Genomic DNA, 16,946 nt, shown 5'->3' with positions numbered 1-16,946 from the left:
TACGCCGCCCCGGCGAGCCCCCGGGCGGGCGAGCGCATCGACTTCAGTTGCAGAGCCAGGTGCCGATCCACCCCGCAGTGCCCAGCCGCCGCATGGCGTCCTGCTCGGCGGCCAACAGGGTGGAACCGTAGCCTCCGGCGTGGTCGCCGGCGTTGTTCTCGGCTACCGCGCCGCATTCCGAGAAGGAGACCAGAACCTTGCAGTCGGACTTGCCGCACGCCCCCATCGCTGCGCTCTCCGCGGCGGCGCGTGACGGGGCGTCCTTGGTCCGGCCGAACAGCTGGCCCGACGGCGAGTACGCGATCGCGCCGTAGTTGCCGTCGGCCTTCGCAGCGGGGGCCAGCGCGATCAGCGTCGCCGTCACCGCCGCGGCGCTGGTCAGTACGACCGCCGCTGCGCCCGGAAACCGCGCCTGAAAAGCGGTCAATCCCATGATGTTTCCTTTCGGCGACTGAAGAAGACGGGGTTTCGGGAAGTGCTAGACCGGCTTGGTTGCGGTGACCTGCTTGCCCCACTCGGACATGGTCATCGACACCGCACCGTTCTCCACCGGGGTGATCTCGATCTTGACCAAGTGGTAGGAGCCGTCCGAGGCGATCCACACAGTGGTCGGAGTGGGTGGCGCGTTCTGCGGGCTCAGCCGCGACCCGGCCAGCGTGGCGACGTCGTCCGTCGACGACGTTCCGGTGATCTTCGTGGTCGCGATGCCGTTGATCTGCTCACTGCCGCCGACCTTGGGGTTCTGCAGATTGGCCAGCAGGTGGGCCAGGCCTTTGTCGGGATCGAGCAGCGTGGAGACCTCGTAGATGGACGCTCCGTTGCCGTAGTCGGTGAATTTGCCGGGCTCGGCGACGTCGGAGTACAGGTGGCCGTCGACGAAGACGAACTTCGAGTCGACGGGACTCTTCCCGACGGTCAACGTCGCGGTGCCGTTGGCCACGGTCTGCGGAGTGTTGGACACGTCGCCGTCGAGCTTGGTCACCTCGAGGTTGGGTACCGCTCCCTGCACCGTGAGGCTGACGTGCATTCCGGTCACTTTGCGCATGGCCTCGGCGGCCTGCTTGACGGTGCTCGCGGCGTCGACGTTAGGTGCGTTGGATCCGCTGCCGGAGCTGTTGTTCTTCGGGCTTCCGCAGCCGGTGAGCACGAGCGCCGTCACCGCGACCGCTGCGGCGGCCCGGGACCAGAGCTTCAGTTTCATAGACATCTCCTTCGTTCGAGGCAACCGGAACGTCGCCACGGGGCAAACACATCTGGAGGACGCACCAAAGCCAGCGAATAGCGTAAGGCTGCCGGTTTCACTTGGCCAGACCTCATTCTGGGGGCCGAAGCAAACTCTCTTGCCTACCGGCGGGCCCTGCGCTGCCGGTTGATACTGCGCAGTCGTGCCGCGAGAAGTATCACCATCGCCACACCCAACGCCGCACACATCCCCAGCCCGGTCAGCCAGTGCGCGCGGTCGTGGGTCCACATCGGATCGGGGTCGGTGAGGCGGATGTAGTTCACCCCGAGCGAGGAGCCCGCCATGGCGTAGGCCCAGCGGGAGGGGGAGAGCCAGGAGAGTTGTTCGAGCGGGACGCGGTCGTTGACGGCGAACATGCCGCCACAGAGGACGAGCTGCGCCATGACCACCAGGACGAGCAGGGGCATGCCGCGGTCGGCGTTGCTGATCAGCGCCGAGATCAGCAGGCCCAGGATCATCGAAACCACGGTCACGGCGACGACGGCGGCCGCGACCTCGGCGGAGCCGATATGGCGGAGCATGTCGGGGCTGCCGGAGTGCACCAGCAGCGAGTCGTCCGGTGGGGGCAGGAAGGCGACGCCGAGGAATCCGAGGATCAGTGCCTGGGTGGTGGCGATGGCGCCCAGGACGGCGAGTTTGGAGGCCAGGTAGGCGCCGCTGGAGAGTCCGATGCCGTGTTCGCGCCGGTAGATCGCCTGTTCCTTGACGATTTCCCGGATCGAGCCGGCGCAGCCCATCAGCGCCCCGCCGATGATGAGCAGCACAAGCAACTGGGTGGGTTGCTTGGATTGCTGGGTGATCGCCTCGGCCAAAGAGAGTCCGGCGTCGCCGGGGACGGCGTAGGTGAACAGGCTGAGGAGTAGGGGCAGGGCGAGTAGGAACAGGGTGTATTGGCGGTCGGCGGCGATGACGGCGAGGTAGCGCCGGCACAGGATGCTGAATTGGGCTGGGGGGCTTTGTTGGGCTTTGGGTTTGGGTTTGCCGGTCGTGGTCGTGGTCGTGGTCGTGGGGGTGGTGGGTGGTTGGGGGGTGGGGGTGAAGGCGGCGTGCAGGGGGGAGTTGGTGTAGCGGGTGGGCCAGTCGGTGGTGGTGTCGTTTTCGAGCAGGATGAATAGGTCGGCGAAGTCGGTGCAGCCGAAGTAGGGCAGGGCTTGTTGGGGTGGGCCGAAGTAGGCCAGGCGTCCGCCGGGGGCCAGCACGAGCAGGCGGTCGCACATGTTGAGGTGGGCGATGTTGTGGGTGACGACGACCACCGAGCGGCCGTCATCGGCCAGGGTGCGCAGGGTTTGCATCACCGATTTCTCGTAGCCGGGGTCCAGTCCGGAGGTGGGTTCGTCCAGGAACAGCAGGGAGGGTTTGGTCAGTAGTTCCAGGGCGACGCTGGTGCGTTTGCGTTGCCCACCGGACAGGGAGTCGATGCGTTGGTCGGCGTGGGCGCTTAGGCCGAGTTCGGTCAGGACTTCCTCGATGCGCTGGCGGCGTTCGGTGGTGGAGACGTCGTGGGGGAAGCGCAGTTGGGCGGCGTAGTTCAGGGCGCGGCGCACGGTCAGGGGGGTGTGCAGGATGTCGTCTTGGGGCACGAATCCGATGCGGTGGCGCAGTTCGGGGTAGTTGTCATAGAGGTCGCGGTCGTCATAGCGCACGGTGCCGGTGGTGGCGGGGCGAAACCCGGTCAGGGCGCCCAGCAGGGTGGATTTGCCGGCCCCGGAGGGGCCGACGACGGCCAGCAGGGAGCGTTGGGGCAGCACGAAGCTGACGTCATCGAGCAGGACCTTGCCTTTGCCTGGGCCGTGGCCGGTTTCGACGTGCAGGTGGGCGGCTTCATAGGAGATGTCGCCGGTGTCGACGTATTCGACGAGGCGGTCGCCGGACAGGTGCAGCAGTTGGTGGCCGATGCCCACGATGTCGTGGGGCCCGATCAGGGCGCGGGTGATGCGGGTGCCGTTGACGTAGGTGCCGTTGGCGGAGTGGTTGTCGATCAGTTCCCAGCCCGTGGTGCTGCGGCGCAGCAGGGCGTGGCGGCGCGAGACCAGCAGGTCGTGCAGGACCACGGTGTTCTGTGGTGCCCGGCCGATGCTCACGGTCTGCTGGTCGATGGCGTGTACGGCGGTCGGGGTGCGCAGGGAGGTGGTCGAACCGGTGGGCGCCCCCAGCCCCAGCTCGTCGTTGGGCAGCGGCGGGACCGCGATCTCAGTGGTCTGCTGCGCGTTGGCCGGGACCGGCGCCAGCGGCGGCAGCGGGGCCACCGTGGTGGTCGCCTCCCCGATCCCCACCGGCCCCGGCTCACCCGCCTGCCCCGGCCCGCCCGGCCCGCCCGGACCGCCCGGACCGCCCGGCTCACCCGCCTGGCCCGGACCGCCCGCCTCGCCCGCCTCGCCTGGCCCGCCGGGCTCGAAGTGCAGCCGCTCACCCGAACTCAGCGACCCCAGCACCACCGTCACCGGCCGCTCACCCACCACCACCTGCTCGACCCGCTCACCCCCCACATACATGCCGTTGCTACTGCGATTGGACAACACCCACCCCGACTCGGTGGCCTCCAACACCGCATGCACCCGCGAGATCCGCGGATTGTCCAACTGAATATCGGACTCACCCGAACGCCCCACCGTCCACACCCGCCCCGCACCCACCCGCCAACTACCCCCACCCCCACGCACCACCAACCCCGTCACCACGCCCATCCCACGCCTCCGTTACTCCCGCGGTCCGTGATGCTACGGCGATCGGCCTATGAGTGCTTGGCCCACCACTTGTAGAGCTGGTCGAGGCTGGGCACCTGCTGCTTCCCACCGACGAGGGCATAGACCAGCGTCTGTTCGTTGCTCCACATCACCTGCGGATCGCTGCCCTTGTAGATACCGCAAGCCATCTGCCCCAGGACCGTTTTCGGATCCTGGGTATGCCACCAATTGCCGGGGGACGCTTTGCCGCCCGGACACTGCTGAAGGCTGAAGGTGCCGGTGAATGCGGTAAAGGCGCTCTTGAGCGACGCCACGTCGGGGAACAGCCCGTAGGCAGAGACTTTCGGGCCGTTCGGGTCGGTGTTCTGCCCGCACGACACCGAGACCAGGGCTCCCGGCATCGTTTTGGTGTCCGGCGTGCAGGCTCCGGCGGGATAGCCCGCCGGGAGCAGACTCATCAACCGGGTCTGCGCCTGCGGCGGTGCCGTAGTGGACGGCGCCGTCGTGGTCCGGGTGCTGGTCGACGTGGTGGCCCGGGTGGTGGTGGTCCGCTTTGCGGAGGTCTGCGGTTTGTCGTCGTCCTTGTTGAGTGCCCAGATGCCGATACCGCCCAGCATGACCACCAGGATGACGGCGGCGACGAGGGCGACAATCGCCCACGGGCTGCGGCCGGGTGGTGGCGCAGGCGGGTTGGTGGGATGCCATGGGCCGGTAGATGCCGGGGCCGGCGCCGGAGGGTTCAGGGGACCTGGTGGACCGGCCAGAAGGGGCGCCGGCGGCCGCACCGGCGCGACCGGGCCGGGAGGCGAAAATCGCTGCGCCGGAGGCGGATTCAGTAGCCCTTCCGGGATGGCGGATTCCTGGCTGCGGCGCACGATGGCGGCGGCGTTTTCCTGGTCGGGGTGACTGAGTGCCTGGTGCGCGGCCCGCGCCAGCTCACCGGCGCTGCCGTAGCGGTCCGCCGGCCGCTTGGCCATGCCGCGTGCGACGACGGCGTCCAGGGACCTGGGGACATCGGGTCCCGCGGCGCTGGGGCGCGGGATGGGGTTGATCATGTGGGCGCTGATCAGTACCCCGGCATTGTCGGACGGGTATGGCGCACTGCCGGTCAAGCACTCGAACAGCACGCAGGCCAGCGCGTAGATATCGGCCCGGTGAGTGATGTCGTCGCTGGAGAATCGTTCGGGCGCCATGTATTTCCACGTGCCCACCGCGGTGCCGAGTTGAGTGATCTTCTCGTCGGTGGTGGCGCTGGCGATGCCGAAGTCCACGAGGTAGGCGAAGTCCTTGCGGGTGACCAGAATGTTCGGCGGTTTGACGTCCCGGTGCATCACCCCGGCGGCGTGGGCGGCGTCGAGCGCGGAGGCGATCTGGGTGATGACGGCGACGGCGCGCGGCGCCGGCAAGGGGCCGTAGCGGGTAAGCAGGCTGTCGAGGTCGGTGCCCTCGATGAGGCGCATCTCGAGGAACATCTGCCCGTCGATCTCGCCGTAGTCGTGGATCGGCACGACGTGCGGTTCCTTCAGTCGCCCCGCGATGCGTGCCTCACGCTTCATCCGTTCGCGGAACACCGGGTCGCTGCTCACGGTTTCGGACATGAGCTTGACCGCGACGGTCCAGCCTTTGACCGAATGCTCGGCCTCGTAGACCTCGCCCATCCCGCCGCGGCCCAGCAACCGCTTGAGGTGGTAGGGCCCGAACGTCGACCCAGCCCGCGAGCCCGGCGCCTCGCTCATCGCGGCCATCCAGTAGCGTTGTGCCGCTTGAACATTGGACGCTTATGCGGCTGATCGGCAGTCTCTCGCGCGGCTTCGGTCAGCCGTACTTGGCCCACCAGTTGTGCAGGTCGTCGATGGTCGCGGGGTCCCCGAAGACGTCACTGAGCATGAGCTTGCCCTCATTACTCCAGATCACGTTCGGGTGGTTCTTGTACGTGCCGCAGGCGATCATCCCGGCCGTGACCGTCGGGTCCCGGTCGTAGTGCCAGCCGTCCGGCGAGGGTCCCTCGCCGGGGCAGTTCGCCAACTGAACCGCCGCGATGTCGTCGTTGAAGGCCTGCTTCAGCGCATCGAGGTTGGGGAACAGCCCGTAGATCGCGCGGCTCGGACCACCCTGGTTGGTGTTCTGCCCGCAGTCGACCATCGCGATGGTGCCGGTCCACACACTGTTCGGCTTCGGTGTGGTCGGTGTGCACGTGCCGGTGGGGTAGCCGGAGGGCAGCATCGAGAGCAGCCTGCTCTGCGGGTCACCACCGGAAGTGGTGGTCGAAGGTGAACTCTTGGTGGTGGTCGGTTTGCCGGAGGTGGCCGTGGCCGACGTGCTCGTGTCGCTCGCCGGTGTGTTGTCGCTCGGCCGGGTGGCCAACCAGATGCCGACCCCCGCGAGAATCAGCACCACGACGACCGCGGCGGCACCGGCCACGATCGGCCAGGGACTGCGTTTGCCGCCCGAGGGCGGACCACCCTGGTTCCAGTTCGGCGGGCCGCCGGGCTGCTGCGGACCGGACGGCGTACCGCCCCAGCCACCGCTCTGCCCGAAATACTGCGGCGCCTGGGTGGGCTGGCCCTGGGCAGGGATCGGGCCGCTCGCCGGAATGGGGCCGCTCGCGGGAGTCCACGACGGCGTATTCGTCGGCGACTGTCGTTGCATCGGCCCCGAGCCGATCGGGTCGCCGTACGCCGGCGGCGGCGAGTACTGCGGAGGCGGCGGCGTGCCCGGCTGCTGACCGCCGGTGGGCACCGACGGCGCCACCGCGGTGCCCGGCAGCGTCGATTCACGGCTGCGGCGCAGGATGTCCTCGGCGTGGTCCTGGTCCGGGTCGCTCAGCGCGTCGTGCGCGGCCCGCGCGAAGTCTCCCGCGCTGGCGTAGCGGTCTTCAGGCCTCTTGGCCATGCCGCGGGCGATGACCGCGTCGAAACCCTTGGGGATGCCCGCACGCGCGGCGCTGACCTGCGGCACCGGGTCCATCAGGTGCGCGGTAACCAGCGTCGTCGCGCTGTCGGCGCGATATGGCGGGCTGCCGGTGAGGCATTCGTAGAGCACGCACGCCAGCGCGTAGATGTCGGCGCGGTAGGTCACCTCGTCGTTGGAAAACCGTTCGGGCGCCATGTATTTCCAGGTGCCGACGGCGGTGCCCAGCTGGGTGAGTTTCTCGTCGGTGGTGGCGCTGGCGATGCCGAAGTCCACGAGGTAGGCGAAGTCGTCGCGGGTGACCAGGATGTTGGGCGGTTTGACGTCGCGGTGCATGACCCCGGCGGCGTGGGCGGCATCGAGTGCCGAGGCGATCTGGGTGATGATCGCGACCGCGCGCGGCGGGGTGAGTGGACCGAAACGCTTGAGGACGCTGTCGAGGTCGGTGCCCTCGATCATGCGCATCTCGAGGTACATCTGGCCGTCGATCTCGCCGTAGTCGTGGATCGGCACGACGTGGGGTTCCTGCAGGCGACCGGCGATGCGGGCTTCGCGCTTCATCCGCTCGCGGAACACCGGGTCCTTGCTGAATTCCGCGGTCATCAGCTTGACGGCGACCGTCCACTCCTTGACGGTGTGCTCGGCCTCGTAGACCTCGCCCATCCCGCCGCGGCCCAGCAACCGCTTGAGGTGGTAGGGCCCGAACATCGAGCCCACCCGCGAGTCTGGTGCCTCGCTCATCGCTGATCCTCCTCAACCAACCCGAATCCCGCCGACACTATCAACAGCCTTCAGGTATCGCATGGAGCGCAACCACCGGCCTCAGCAACCATGACGGTAATCGGGACGGTGGGCGCTTGCCAATAAGACTGCCAACACACCGACCCGAAAAACGGCACATTTTCCTGTGGGGGTGACGGTACCGGTCGGCTCCGACAGGAACGCAATCGCCGTTGACCGCGAAAACGGTTGCGGCGAATGGTAATGCCCCCGCTGATGTGGCCGCTGGTCACTTCGCTGCCGTACCGGCCGGCGCGGGCAGCCGCGACCCGCCTCAATGCGCATCAAAGTGCTTGTGAGCCAGCCACATTCACGTGCCAGCCGGCCACCGGCTCAGGCCTGGGTGTGCGCGGCGATCTGGAAGGTGAACTCGTGGTCGCAGATCCGGATGTGGTCGCCGTCGTGAATGGTGGCCGCGGTGCGGATCCGCTGGTGCCGCACGTGCACACCGTTGGAGGACCGCAGGTCGTTGATGATGTAGTTCGTCCCGGTGTCGACGATGACCGCATGGTGGCGGCTGACGTTCGCGCTGTCCAGAACGATGTCGTTGTCGCTGAGGCGGCCGATCCGGGTCGCCGCCGAACGCAGCGGGTAGTCGCGCCCGGTGGCAACGTCGCGCAGGTACGCTGCCACCTTCTGAGTGGCGGCCATGGTGCGCTTGTCCAGCACGGTGACCGTTCCTACGGCGGTCACCTTGGCGTTCTGCTTCACGTCCAGGGTCTCCTGGCGCAGGATCTTCTCGTTGAGCGCCCGCAGCGTCGGGCCCGGATCGATCCCGAGGTCGTCAGCCAGCGTCGTCTTGACCCGGCGGTAGGCGTTGAGGGCGTCGGATTGGCGGTCGGTGAGGTAGTACGCCGTGATCAGCTGCGCCCACAACGGCTCCCGGTAGGGGTGCTCCACGGTCAGCGCCTCGAGTTCGGTGATCACCGCCGATGCCCGTCCGCAGGCGATCTCGGCTTCCGCCTTGGCGGTGTGCGCGATGATCTTGTCCTCGACCAGGGCGGTGGCGAACGAGTCCACGAACGGGAAGTCCCGCAAGTCGTCCAGCACCGGTCCGCGCCATTCCTTGAGCGCCGCCGACAGATGCCGGCTGGCCTGTTCGAAGCTGCCCGCGGCGGCGGCATGGACACCCGCGGTCTTCTCGGCGATGAACCGCCCGAGATCGCAGGTGTTTTCGGGGATGGTGAGCCGGTATCCGGGTGGTGCCGCGGCCAGCACCAGCCGGGGATCGACGCCGGCGGCGCCGACCAGCTTGCGCAGGTTCGACACGTAGGAGTGGATGCTGGCCCGCGCACCCGAGGGGGGCCACTCGTCCCACAGGGCGGTGATCAGCGTGTCGACTCCGACGGGCCGGTTCCGGTTGATCACCAGCATGGCCAGCACGGCACGCTGCTTGGGTGTGCCGAGGGAGACCAAGCCCCCGTCGATCTTCATCTCCAGCGGTCCGAGCACACCGAACTCGAGATGTGTGTCCATCATCGCGCTACCAGCCATTCCGGGTCCTCCGCGGTCGCCTGTGCCCTCCGATTAGAAGTGCCGGCACGGGACCTTGTTCCTTCATTATTGTGTCTTCATCGTTGTCGGTCTTGTAAACCCTGGGTGCCGTACAGCTTGTTATTGTGCGTCATGCACGGGTGAAGTTCGCGGATCCGGCCCTCCCGGCTGGTGCACGTCGCTAACCGCCGAGCTCTCGTCGATCGATTGAAAAGCCGTTCGCGCCAATGCGATCTTCCGGAACGCACGGCAATCATGCTGAAGCACAATATGATCGGCGGATCAGCACGCCAAAGCGGGCAGTCAACCGGATTGGTCGGCTGCCCGCGGAGGCATCAGATCACTTGCGCGTCTCCTGGGTGACGCTCATGAAGTTGTGGCTGGTGGCCCATGCCTTGACGAACACGGCCATCGGGATCTGCTCGTCTTTGCCGTTCTTGCTGCCGCTGTCGTTGAGGTGCACGATGCCCTTGCCGGTGTCGACACCGGTCACCACCACGGCGTGGTCGGCGCGCGGCTGCCCGTCCTTACCGGTGTTCTCGATCGGCTGGTTCCAGATCATCTCGGCGTTGAGTCCGACGATGACGGCGTGACCGCTGCCGAGGTACTGCTCGAGGGCTTCCATGCCGGTGGCGACACCGGTCTTGCCGGCCGTGTCCGCGTCGGTGTTGGTCGCGTGGATTCCGTAGTGCGCCAAAAGGGTCGGCAGGTCGTCCGGGTCGGTGCCCATGCCGGAGTTGGGGTCGTTCTTGTCCGCGGGCTTGACGTAGATCGAGCCCGGGTGCGTTGCGCTCGGGGTGGACTGGGCGACCTTGATGATGGACCGCTCCGAGGGCAGCTTGCCGGTGATCTGGCCGACCACATCGGCGCTGGACATGATGGCGCAGTCGTCGTAGTTCTGGTGAACCCAGTACTTGGCGACGGCGGTCGGGTCGCCGTACATGGTGCCCGTGCCAGCCTCGGCCGGGCCGGCCAACCCCAGCGCCATGACGCCGGCGGCGGCGGCCAGCAGGGCGGTCTTCGCGATCGAGGAGACCTTGAGGCTCTTCATGCTCGTGTCCTTTGCTCTCGTGCTCCGCCTTCTGCGGAAGCCGTGCTGAACAAAGAATCGAATGGTGGCCTTTTTGTTATCTCCACGGATTCTTGGAGTGACCAACGGCCAGAGGCTTCAGTTGCAGGCCCAGGTGTCGATGTAACCGCCCGGCAGCTTGCTCAAGGCGTCTTTCATCGCAGCGCTCAGGTCCGCCCCGGTGCCGCCCTTGTATTCGTGGTCCTTGGCCGCCACGGCCCCGCACGCGGTGAAGGTGGTCAGGACCTTGCAGTCGGGGTAGGCGCAGGACTTCACTGCCGTCGCTTCGGCGGCGGCTTTGGTGGGGTAGGCGTGCGATCGTCCCCAGGAACCGTTGGCGGAGTAGGCGATCGCACCGTAAGAGTCGGCCGCCGCGGCGGTGGGCGCCAGCGTGATGGCAAGGGCGGCGGCGGCAGCCATGTGGGCGGCGGCGACCGCCAATCGCCGTCGACGGGTGGTCGTCGTCATGGGAAGTCCTACCTTTCCGAGAGCCTGGGCTAGACGGGTTTGGTCGCGGTGACCTGTTTGCCCCAGTCGGACATGGTCAGCGTCACCGAAGTGTTTGCGGTCGGGGAGATTTGGATCTGCACCAGGTGAGAGGAACCGTCCGACGCGGTCCACACGGTGGTCGGCACCGTCGAGACGGTCTCGTCGGTCACCCGGGTGCCGGCCAGTGTGGCGATGTCGGCCGCTGACGAGTTGCCGGTGATCTTGGTGGTTGCGACGCCGTTCACCTGCTGGCTGCCGGCCACGGCACCGTTCTTGAGGTTGGCCAGCAGGTTGGCCAGGCCTTTGTCGGGATCCAGCAGCACCGAGACGTTGTAGATCGAGGCGCCGTTGCCGAAGTCGGTGTACGTCCCCGGCTGTCCGAGGTCGGAGTAGAGGTGCCCGTCGACGAAGACGAATTGGGCTTCTTCGGCGTTGCTGCCCACCAGTACCGTGGCCACGCCCCTGGCGACCGTCTGTGGCGTATTGGAGACGTCGCCGTCGAGCTTGGTCACTCGCATGTTGGGCACATCACCGTCGACTGCGACGGCGACGTGCATGCCGGTGGTCTTGCGCATCACCTCGGCGGCCTGCTTGAGCAGGGTCGCCGCCTCTCCACTGGTGGCGTTGGCCGTGCTGCCGGGACTCTTGGCGCCGTTCGACGGTTTGCTTCCGCATCCACCGACGGTGATAACGACGGCGAACGCGACAGCGACTGCGGCGATCAGTTGCCGGTAGAGACGAGGCTTCATCGACATCTCCTATTGTCTGGCCCGACGGCCGACCACCGAGCTTAGTGAGGCGGGGTCGATGTGGAGAGCCGTCTGAGCAGTCTGGCTCAGGCCCGGGTCATTTCGTAGTAGGCGCCGCGGCGTGCCAGTAGTTCGGTGTGACTGCCTTGTTCGGCGATCCTGCCGCCCTGCACGACGACGATGCGATCGGCGTCGCGAATAGTCGAAAGGCGATGGGCGATAATGAAACTGGTGCGATCGCGACGAAGTTCGCGGGTGGCCCGGGCGATCAGCAGTTCGGTGCGGGTGTCGACGGAGCTGGTGGCTTCGTCCAGGATCAGCAGCTGCGGGCGGGCCAGGAAGGCCCGGGCGATGGTGATCAGTTGTTTCTCGCCGACGCTGATGTTGCCGCCGCCCCCGCTGATCGGAGTCTGGTAGCCGGCCGGCAGCGTGTGCACGAACCGGTCGACATACGCCGCCTGTGCCGCCGCCACGATCTCGGCCGGGCTGGCGTCGGGGCGACCGTAGGCGATGTTCTCCTCGATCGTCCCGTCGAACAGCCAGGTGTCCTGCAGCACCATGCCGATGCGGGAACGCAGCGCCTGGCGGTTCAGGGTCGCGATGTCGACGTCGTCGATCAGTATCCGGCCAGAATCGACGTCGTAGAACCGCATCAGCAGATTCACCAACGTCGTCTTGCCGGCGCCGGTCGGACCCACGATGGCGACCGTGCTGCCCGGCTCGGCCACCAGCGACAGGTCGTGGATCACCGGATGGTCAGGCCGGTAAGCGAAACTCACGTGCTCGAACTCGACCCGTCCAGGTCCCGGCGAAACCGGCGTGGGTTGCCGGTCGGCCGGCTCCTCCGGCTCGTCGAGCAACTCGAACACCCGCTCCGCGCTGGCCACCCCGGACTGCAGGGTGTTGTACATCCCGGCGACCTGGCCCACCGGGGTGTTGAACTGCCGCACGTACTGGATGAACGCCTGAATGCTGCCCAGCGTGATCTGCCCCGCGGCGATCTGCAGGCCACCGACGACGGCGACCGCGACGTAACCGAGGTTGCCGATGAAACCCGTTGCCGGCGCCACCAATCCGGAGAAGAACTGGGCGCCGAAGCTGGCCCGGTAGACATCGTCGTTGAGCTGGTGGAACTGTGCACGCGCGGCGGCCTGGTGGCCGAACGTCTTGACCACCGTGAAGCCGCTGTAGGTCTCTTCGATGTGGGCGTTGAGACGTCCGGTGCTGGTCCAGTGCGCCATGAACAGCTGCTTGGAACGGCGGGTGATCGCGCGGGTTGCCAACAGGGAGAGCGGAACCGTGAACACGGTGATCAGTGCCAGCAGCGGCGAAATCCACACCATCATGACGAGCACGCCGAGCACGGTGAGAATCGACGTCACCAGCTGGCTGATGGTCATCGACAGCGAGGTCTGCATGTTGTCGATGTCGTTGGTGACCCGGCTGAGCAGCTCGCCGCGCTGTTGCCGGTCGAAGTAGGACAGCGGCAGGCGGTGCAATTTGTCCTCCACGTCGGCACGCAACCTGGTGACGGTCCGCTGCACGGTGATGTTCAGCAGCCGCGCCTGGCCCCAAAGCATCGCGGCGACAATCAGATACAGCACCAGTGCCAGCAGCAAGGTGCGTCCCACCGCGCCGAAGTCCACTCCATGGCCGGGCACCACGTTCATCCCGGACAACAGGTCCGCGAAGGCGTTGTCACCGCGTGCCCGGGCCGCCGCCACCGCCTGGGCCTTGCTGATGCCCGGCGGCAGCCGGCGGCCGATCACGCCGTTGAACAGCAGATCGGTTGCGTGTCCGAGGATTCGGGGCACGACCACGCCGATAGCGGTTCCGACGATCCCGAGCGAGATGACGGCGACGCTCAACCCGCGATGCGGAGTCAGTCGTCCCAGCAGCCGGCGCGCCGATCCCCAGAAGTCCCGCGAGCGCATGTTGGGCGGCGCCGGGGCCGCGCCGCGGGGGCGTGCGCTCATCGGGGCGCTCACTGCACGCCTCCCACTGCGGCGCTCACCGATTGGGAGGCGGCGAACTCGGCGTAGGTGGCGCACCCGGTCAGCAACGCTTCGTGGCTGCCTGCGCCGACGATGCCGCCCTTGTCGACCACGATCACCTCGTCAGCCTGGGCGGCAGTCGAAATCCTTTGTGTGACAATGATGATGGTCGCCTCGCCGGCCTCCTCGCGCAGACTCTTGCGCACCTGGGCGTCAGTGTGCACATCGAGCGCCGAGAACGCGTCGTCGAACAGGTAGACCGCGGGGCGGCGAATCACGGCCCGCGCGATCGCCAACCGCTGACGCTGGCCGCCGGAGAAGTTGATCCCGCCCTGGGCGACGCGCATCTGCAGCCCGTGCGGACGCACGAATTCCGCTGCGGCAGCGATGCGCAACGCCTCCCACATCTGCTCGTCGGTGACGGGTTGTCCGGGCACCGCCCCATAGCGCAGGTTGTCGGCGACGGTGCCGGTGAACAGGTACCCGCGCTGGGGTACCAGACCGATCGCTGCCCACAGCCGCTCGGTGTCATAGTCGCGCACGTCGATGCCGTCGATCGTGACGGTGCCGGCGGTGGCGTCGTAGAGGCGGCAGATCAGCGACACCAGCGTCGATTTGCCCGAACCGGTGCTGCCGACGATCGCGGTCGTGGTACCGGGCCGGGCGGTCAATGAGATGTTTTGCAGCACTGGATAATCAGCGCCCGGATAGGTGAAGGTCAGGCCGTCCAGACGAACCAGGCCACGGATCGGATGCGCCGGGAACCGGGGCTGCGGCGGGCTGGTGATCGCGGGTTCGGTGTCCAGCACTTCGGTGATGCGTTCGGCGCACACCGACGCCCGCGGCAGGACCACCAGCGTCATCGTCGCCATCAGGACCGCCATCAGAATCTGGGCGAAATACGCCAGGAACGCAATCAGCGATCCGACCTGCATCTGGCCCGCGTCGATGCGCAGACCGCCGAACCAGATCAGCGCGACGCTGGACAGGTTGATGGTCAGGGTGGTCACCGGCAGCATCAGTGCCTGCCAGTTGCCGGCGCCCAGTGCGGCATTCGACAGCGCCATGTTGGCCCGGGCGAACCGGTCGCGCTCGAAACCTTCGCGAGTGAACGCCCGGACCACCCGCACACCGGAGAGTTGATCGCGCATAACCCGGTTGATCCCGTCGATCAGGCGTTGCATGCTGCGGAACATCGGCAGCATGTGCGAAATGATCCAGTAGTTGGCGGATGCCATGACGGGAACGCTGACCAGCAGCAGCCAGGTCAACGCCGCCTCCTGGTGGATGGCCATGATGACGCCGCCGACGCACATGATCGGCGCGGTCACCAGCACGGTGGCGCTCGTCTGCACCAGGAACACGATCTGCCGGACGTCGTTGGTGCTGCGGGTCAACAGTGACGGCGCCCCGAAGCGGGCCGTCTCATGCTCGGAGAAACGCAGCACCTGGTCGAACATCGCCGCGCGCAGGTCCCGGCCGAACCCGGTTCCGGTGCGCGAGCCGAAGTAGGTGGCACCGACCGCACACGCCGCCTGCAGGCCGGTGACCACCAGCATCACCACCCCCAACCGCATGATGGTGGTCGTGTCGCCCTTGGAGACGCCGTCGTCGATGATCGCGGCGTTGACGGTGGGAAGGTACAGCGAAGCCAGGGTGCTGATCGACTGCAGCACCATCAACACCGCCACGAATGCGCGATACGGCAGGATGTACTGGCGCAGCAGTGCCAGGAGCATGGGGTAACTGTGTCACACCCGGTGGAGGTAATGCTGCGCACCAACAGACCCGGCCGGACCTGCGCGTTGTGCCGAAATGCCTGATCAGGTGGCGTGTCGGTGGTTGACCAGCAGGGCTGCGGCTACAGTGCATCGTGTGGAGCGGCAGCGGCCCAAGAGATGGGTGGGTAATGGGGTGGGTCCCAGTGCGGCGTAAGTGGGCGGCGCGAATCGTGGCCGTTGGCGCCTCGGTGACTCTGCTGGGTGGAGTCACGGGTTGCTCCAATTCCGGCGACAACAAGCCCGGCGGGCCAGTTCCGTCGTCGTCGAACGGCGCCGAGGGCAAGCACGGCCCCTTCTTCCCGCAGTGCGGCGGCGTCACCGACGAGACGGTGACGCAGCTGACCAAGATCGCGGGGCTGGTCAACACCGCCAAGAACTCCGTGGGCTGCCAGTGGCTGGCTGGCGGCGGAATCTCGGGACCGCACTTCTCCTTCTCCTGGTACCGCGGCAGCCCGATCGGTCGGGAACGCAAAACCGAGGAACTCTCGCGCGCCAGCGTCGAGGACATCAACATCAACGGTCACGGCGGGTTCATCGCCGTCGGCAACGAACCGAGTCTGGGCGACTCATTGTGTGAGGTCGGAATCCAGTTCTCCGACGACTTCATCGAGTGGTCGGTCAGCTTCAGCCAGAAGCCCTTTCCGCCGGCCTGCGATATCGCCAAAGAGCTGGCCCGCCAATCGATAGCGAATTCGAAATGAGCCGGCCGATGCGTGCCGTGACGGTGCTGATCGCGGTACTGATGGTCCTGACCGGATGTTCCAAATCGGTCGACGGCAAGGCCATGAAGGCCGGCGGCGCGGGTGTGCCGCGCAACGACAATTCCGAGCGGCAGTATCCGAACCTGCTCAAGGAATGTGAGGTCCTGACCACCGACATCCTGGCCAAGACCGTGGGCGCCGATCCGCTCGATATTCAGAGCACGTTCGTCGGAGCCATCTGCCGCTGGCAGGCGGCCAACCCGGCCGGGCTGATCGACATCACCCGGTTCTGGTTCGAACAGGGCAGTTTGAGCAACGAGCGCAAGGTCGCCGAGGGGTTGAAGTATCAGATCGAGACCCGCTCGATCCAGGGAATCGACTCGATTGTGATGCGGCCCAACGATCCCAACGGCGCGTGTGGCGTGGCCAGCGACGCCGCGGGGGTGGTCGGCTGGTGGATCAATCCGCAGGCGCCCGGTATCGACGCGTGTGGGCAGGCCCTCAAGTTGATGGAGCTGACGCTGGCGACCAACGCCTAGCACCGCCCTATCGCGGCACGTGGAAGTCGATCAGAGCGGCGCTGCCGGGTTCCACTGACGACCAGCTTCCCGACACCTGCAGCACCGCGAGTGCCGACGTCGGGTATTTCTCCGAGATGTTTTCCGCCGCAGCGATGTTGCTGGTCTGGGTGTCGGCGAGAATGAGCGCCACCGACGATGTCGTCGGTTCGTGCCCGACGATCAGCAGGGCGGTGACGTCGTCATCGACCCGGTTGATCTCGTCGATCACCGTGCCGGGCGCTGCGCCGTACAGTCGCCCGACGAACCGGACGGGGGCGTCGATGCCGGTGCAGGCCAGGGTTTCTCGGGTGCGGGTGGCCGTCGAGCACAGCACGGCGTCGATGGCCGGCGCCTGGGCGCGCAGCCAGTCGCCGGCCAGTCCGGCCTCACGCTCACCTCGCGGCGCCAACGGTCGCTCGTGGTCGGGGACCCCGTCGGGGTAGGCCGACTTCCCGTGTCGCATCAGGATCAAGGTGCGCCGTTCGTCCACCG

14 protein-coding genes are annotated in these 16,946 nt (G+C 67.1%); 2 read left to right on the top strand and 12 right to left on the bottom strand.

Going from position 1 to position 16,946, the window contains the following annotated elements:
* Nucleotides 1–43: 43 nt before the first annotated feature.
* The 11 genes from QXH22_RS21645 to QXH22_RS21595 all read right to left on the bottom strand — a co-directional run bounded on the left by QXH22_RS21645 (nucleotide 44) and on the right by QXH22_RS21595 (nucleotide 15,151).
* The gene (locus QXH22_RS21645; protein ID WP_306245315.1) at nucleotides 44–433 is read right to left on the bottom strand and encodes a DUF4189 domain-containing protein; all 390 of its coding nucleotides are present in this window, start codon (nucleotides 431–433) and stop codon (nucleotides 44–46) included.
* 45 nt (nucleotides 434–478) lie between these two features.
* Complete coding sequence (locus QXH22_RS21640; RefSeq protein WP_306245314.1) at nucleotides 479–1,201, bottom strand: LppX_LprAFG lipoprotein; 723 nt, start codon at nucleotides 1,199–1,201, stop codon at nucleotides 479–481.
* A gap of 143 nt (nucleotides 1,202–1,344) precedes the next feature.
* Complete coding sequence (locus QXH22_RS21635; protein WP_306276975.1) at nucleotides 1,345–3,927, bottom strand: FHA domain-containing protein; 2,583 nt, start codon at nucleotides 3,925–3,927, stop codon at nucleotides 1,345–1,347.
* A gap of 47 nt (nucleotides 3,928–3,974) precedes the next feature.
* Complete coding sequence (locus QXH22_RS21630; protein WP_306245310.1) at nucleotides 3,975–5,663, bottom strand: serine/threonine-protein kinase; 1,689 nt, start codon at nucleotides 5,661–5,663, stop codon at nucleotides 3,975–3,977.
* Nucleotides 5,664–5,742: 79 nt separating this feature from the next.
* Nucleotides 5,743–7,578 carry a serine/threonine-protein kinase gene (locus QXH22_RS21625; RefSeq protein ID WP_306245309.1) on the bottom strand — a complete coding sequence of 612 codons (1,836 nt, stop codon included), beginning with the start codon at nucleotides 7,576–7,578 and terminating at the stop codon, nucleotides 5,743–5,745.
* Nucleotides 7,579–7,950: 372 nt separating this feature from the next.
* A complete protein-coding gene (gene embR / locus QXH22_RS21620; protein WP_306245307.1) occupies nucleotides 7,951–9,111 on the bottom strand; it encodes an ATPase/transcriptional regulator EmbR in 1,161 nt (386 codons plus the stop codon).
* 340 nt (nucleotides 9,112–9,451) lie between these two features.
* Complete coding sequence (locus QXH22_RS21615; RefSeq protein ID WP_306245305.1) at nucleotides 9,452–10,162, bottom strand: C39 family peptidase; 711 nt, start codon at nucleotides 10,160–10,162, stop codon at nucleotides 9,452–9,454.
* A 117-nt stretch (nucleotides 10,163–10,279) separates the two neighbouring features.
* A complete protein-coding gene (locus QXH22_RS21610) occupies nucleotides 10,280–10,648 on the bottom strand; it encodes a DUF4189 domain-containing protein (protein ID WP_306276974.1) in 369 nt (122 codons plus the stop codon).
* A 29-nt stretch (nucleotides 10,649–10,677) separates the two neighbouring features.
* Nucleotides 10,678–11,424, bottom strand: a complete 747-nt coding sequence (locus QXH22_RS21605; protein WP_371934289.1) for an LppX_LprAFG lipoprotein — start codon at nucleotides 11,422–11,424, stop codon at nucleotides 10,678–10,680.
* An 80-nt stretch (nucleotides 11,425–11,504) separates the two neighbouring features.
* Nucleotides 11,505–13,406, bottom strand: a complete 1,902-nt coding sequence (locus tag QXH22_RS21600) for an ABC transporter ATP-binding protein (protein ID WP_306276972.1) — start codon at nucleotides 13,404–13,406, stop codon at nucleotides 11,505–11,507.
* A complete protein-coding gene (locus tag QXH22_RS21595) occupies nucleotides 13,403–15,151 on the bottom strand; it encodes an ABC transporter ATP-binding protein (RefSeq protein ID WP_306276971.1) in 1,749 nt (582 codons plus the stop codon). Before QXH22_RS21595 ends, QXH22_RS21600 begins: the two co-directional genes overlap by 4 nt.
* A gap of 209 nt (nucleotides 15,152–15,360) precedes the next feature.
* Between QXH22_RS21595 and QXH22_RS21590 the strand changes: the two genes are divergently transcribed.
* Nucleotides 15,361–15,894, top strand: a complete 534-nt coding sequence (locus QXH22_RS21590) for a DUF3558 domain-containing protein (RefSeq protein WP_306277351.1) — start codon at nucleotides 15,361–15,363, stop codon at nucleotides 15,892–15,894.
* The gene (locus QXH22_RS21585) at nucleotides 15,891–16,433 is read left to right on the top strand and encodes a DUF3558 domain-containing protein (protein ID WP_306245296.1); all 543 of its coding nucleotides are present in this window, start codon (nucleotides 15,891–15,893) and stop codon (nucleotides 16,431–16,433) included. The genes QXH22_RS21590 and QXH22_RS21585 overlap by 4 nt, the downstream gene beginning before the upstream one ends.
* 7 nt (nucleotides 16,434–16,440) lie before the next feature.
* Here the strand turns inward: QXH22_RS21585 and QXH22_RS21580 are convergent, their stop codons facing one another.
* The gene (locus QXH22_RS21580; protein ID WP_306277350.1) at nucleotides 16,441–16,917 is read right to left on the bottom strand and encodes a histidine phosphatase family protein; all 477 of its coding nucleotides are present in this window, start codon (nucleotides 16,915–16,917) and stop codon (nucleotides 16,441–16,443) included.
* Nucleotides 16,918–16,946: the final 29 nt, after the last annotated feature.

Origin of the sequence: Mycobacterium sp. TY814 (assembly GCF_030755175.1) — a bacterium.
In the GTDB taxonomy this organism is placed as follows: Bacteria; Actinomycetota; Actinomycetes; order Mycobacteriales; family Mycobacteriaceae; genus Mycobacterium.
The sequence above is the reverse complement of the archived record's forward strand: the minus strand, read 5'-3'. Positions and strand labels throughout refer to the sequence as shown.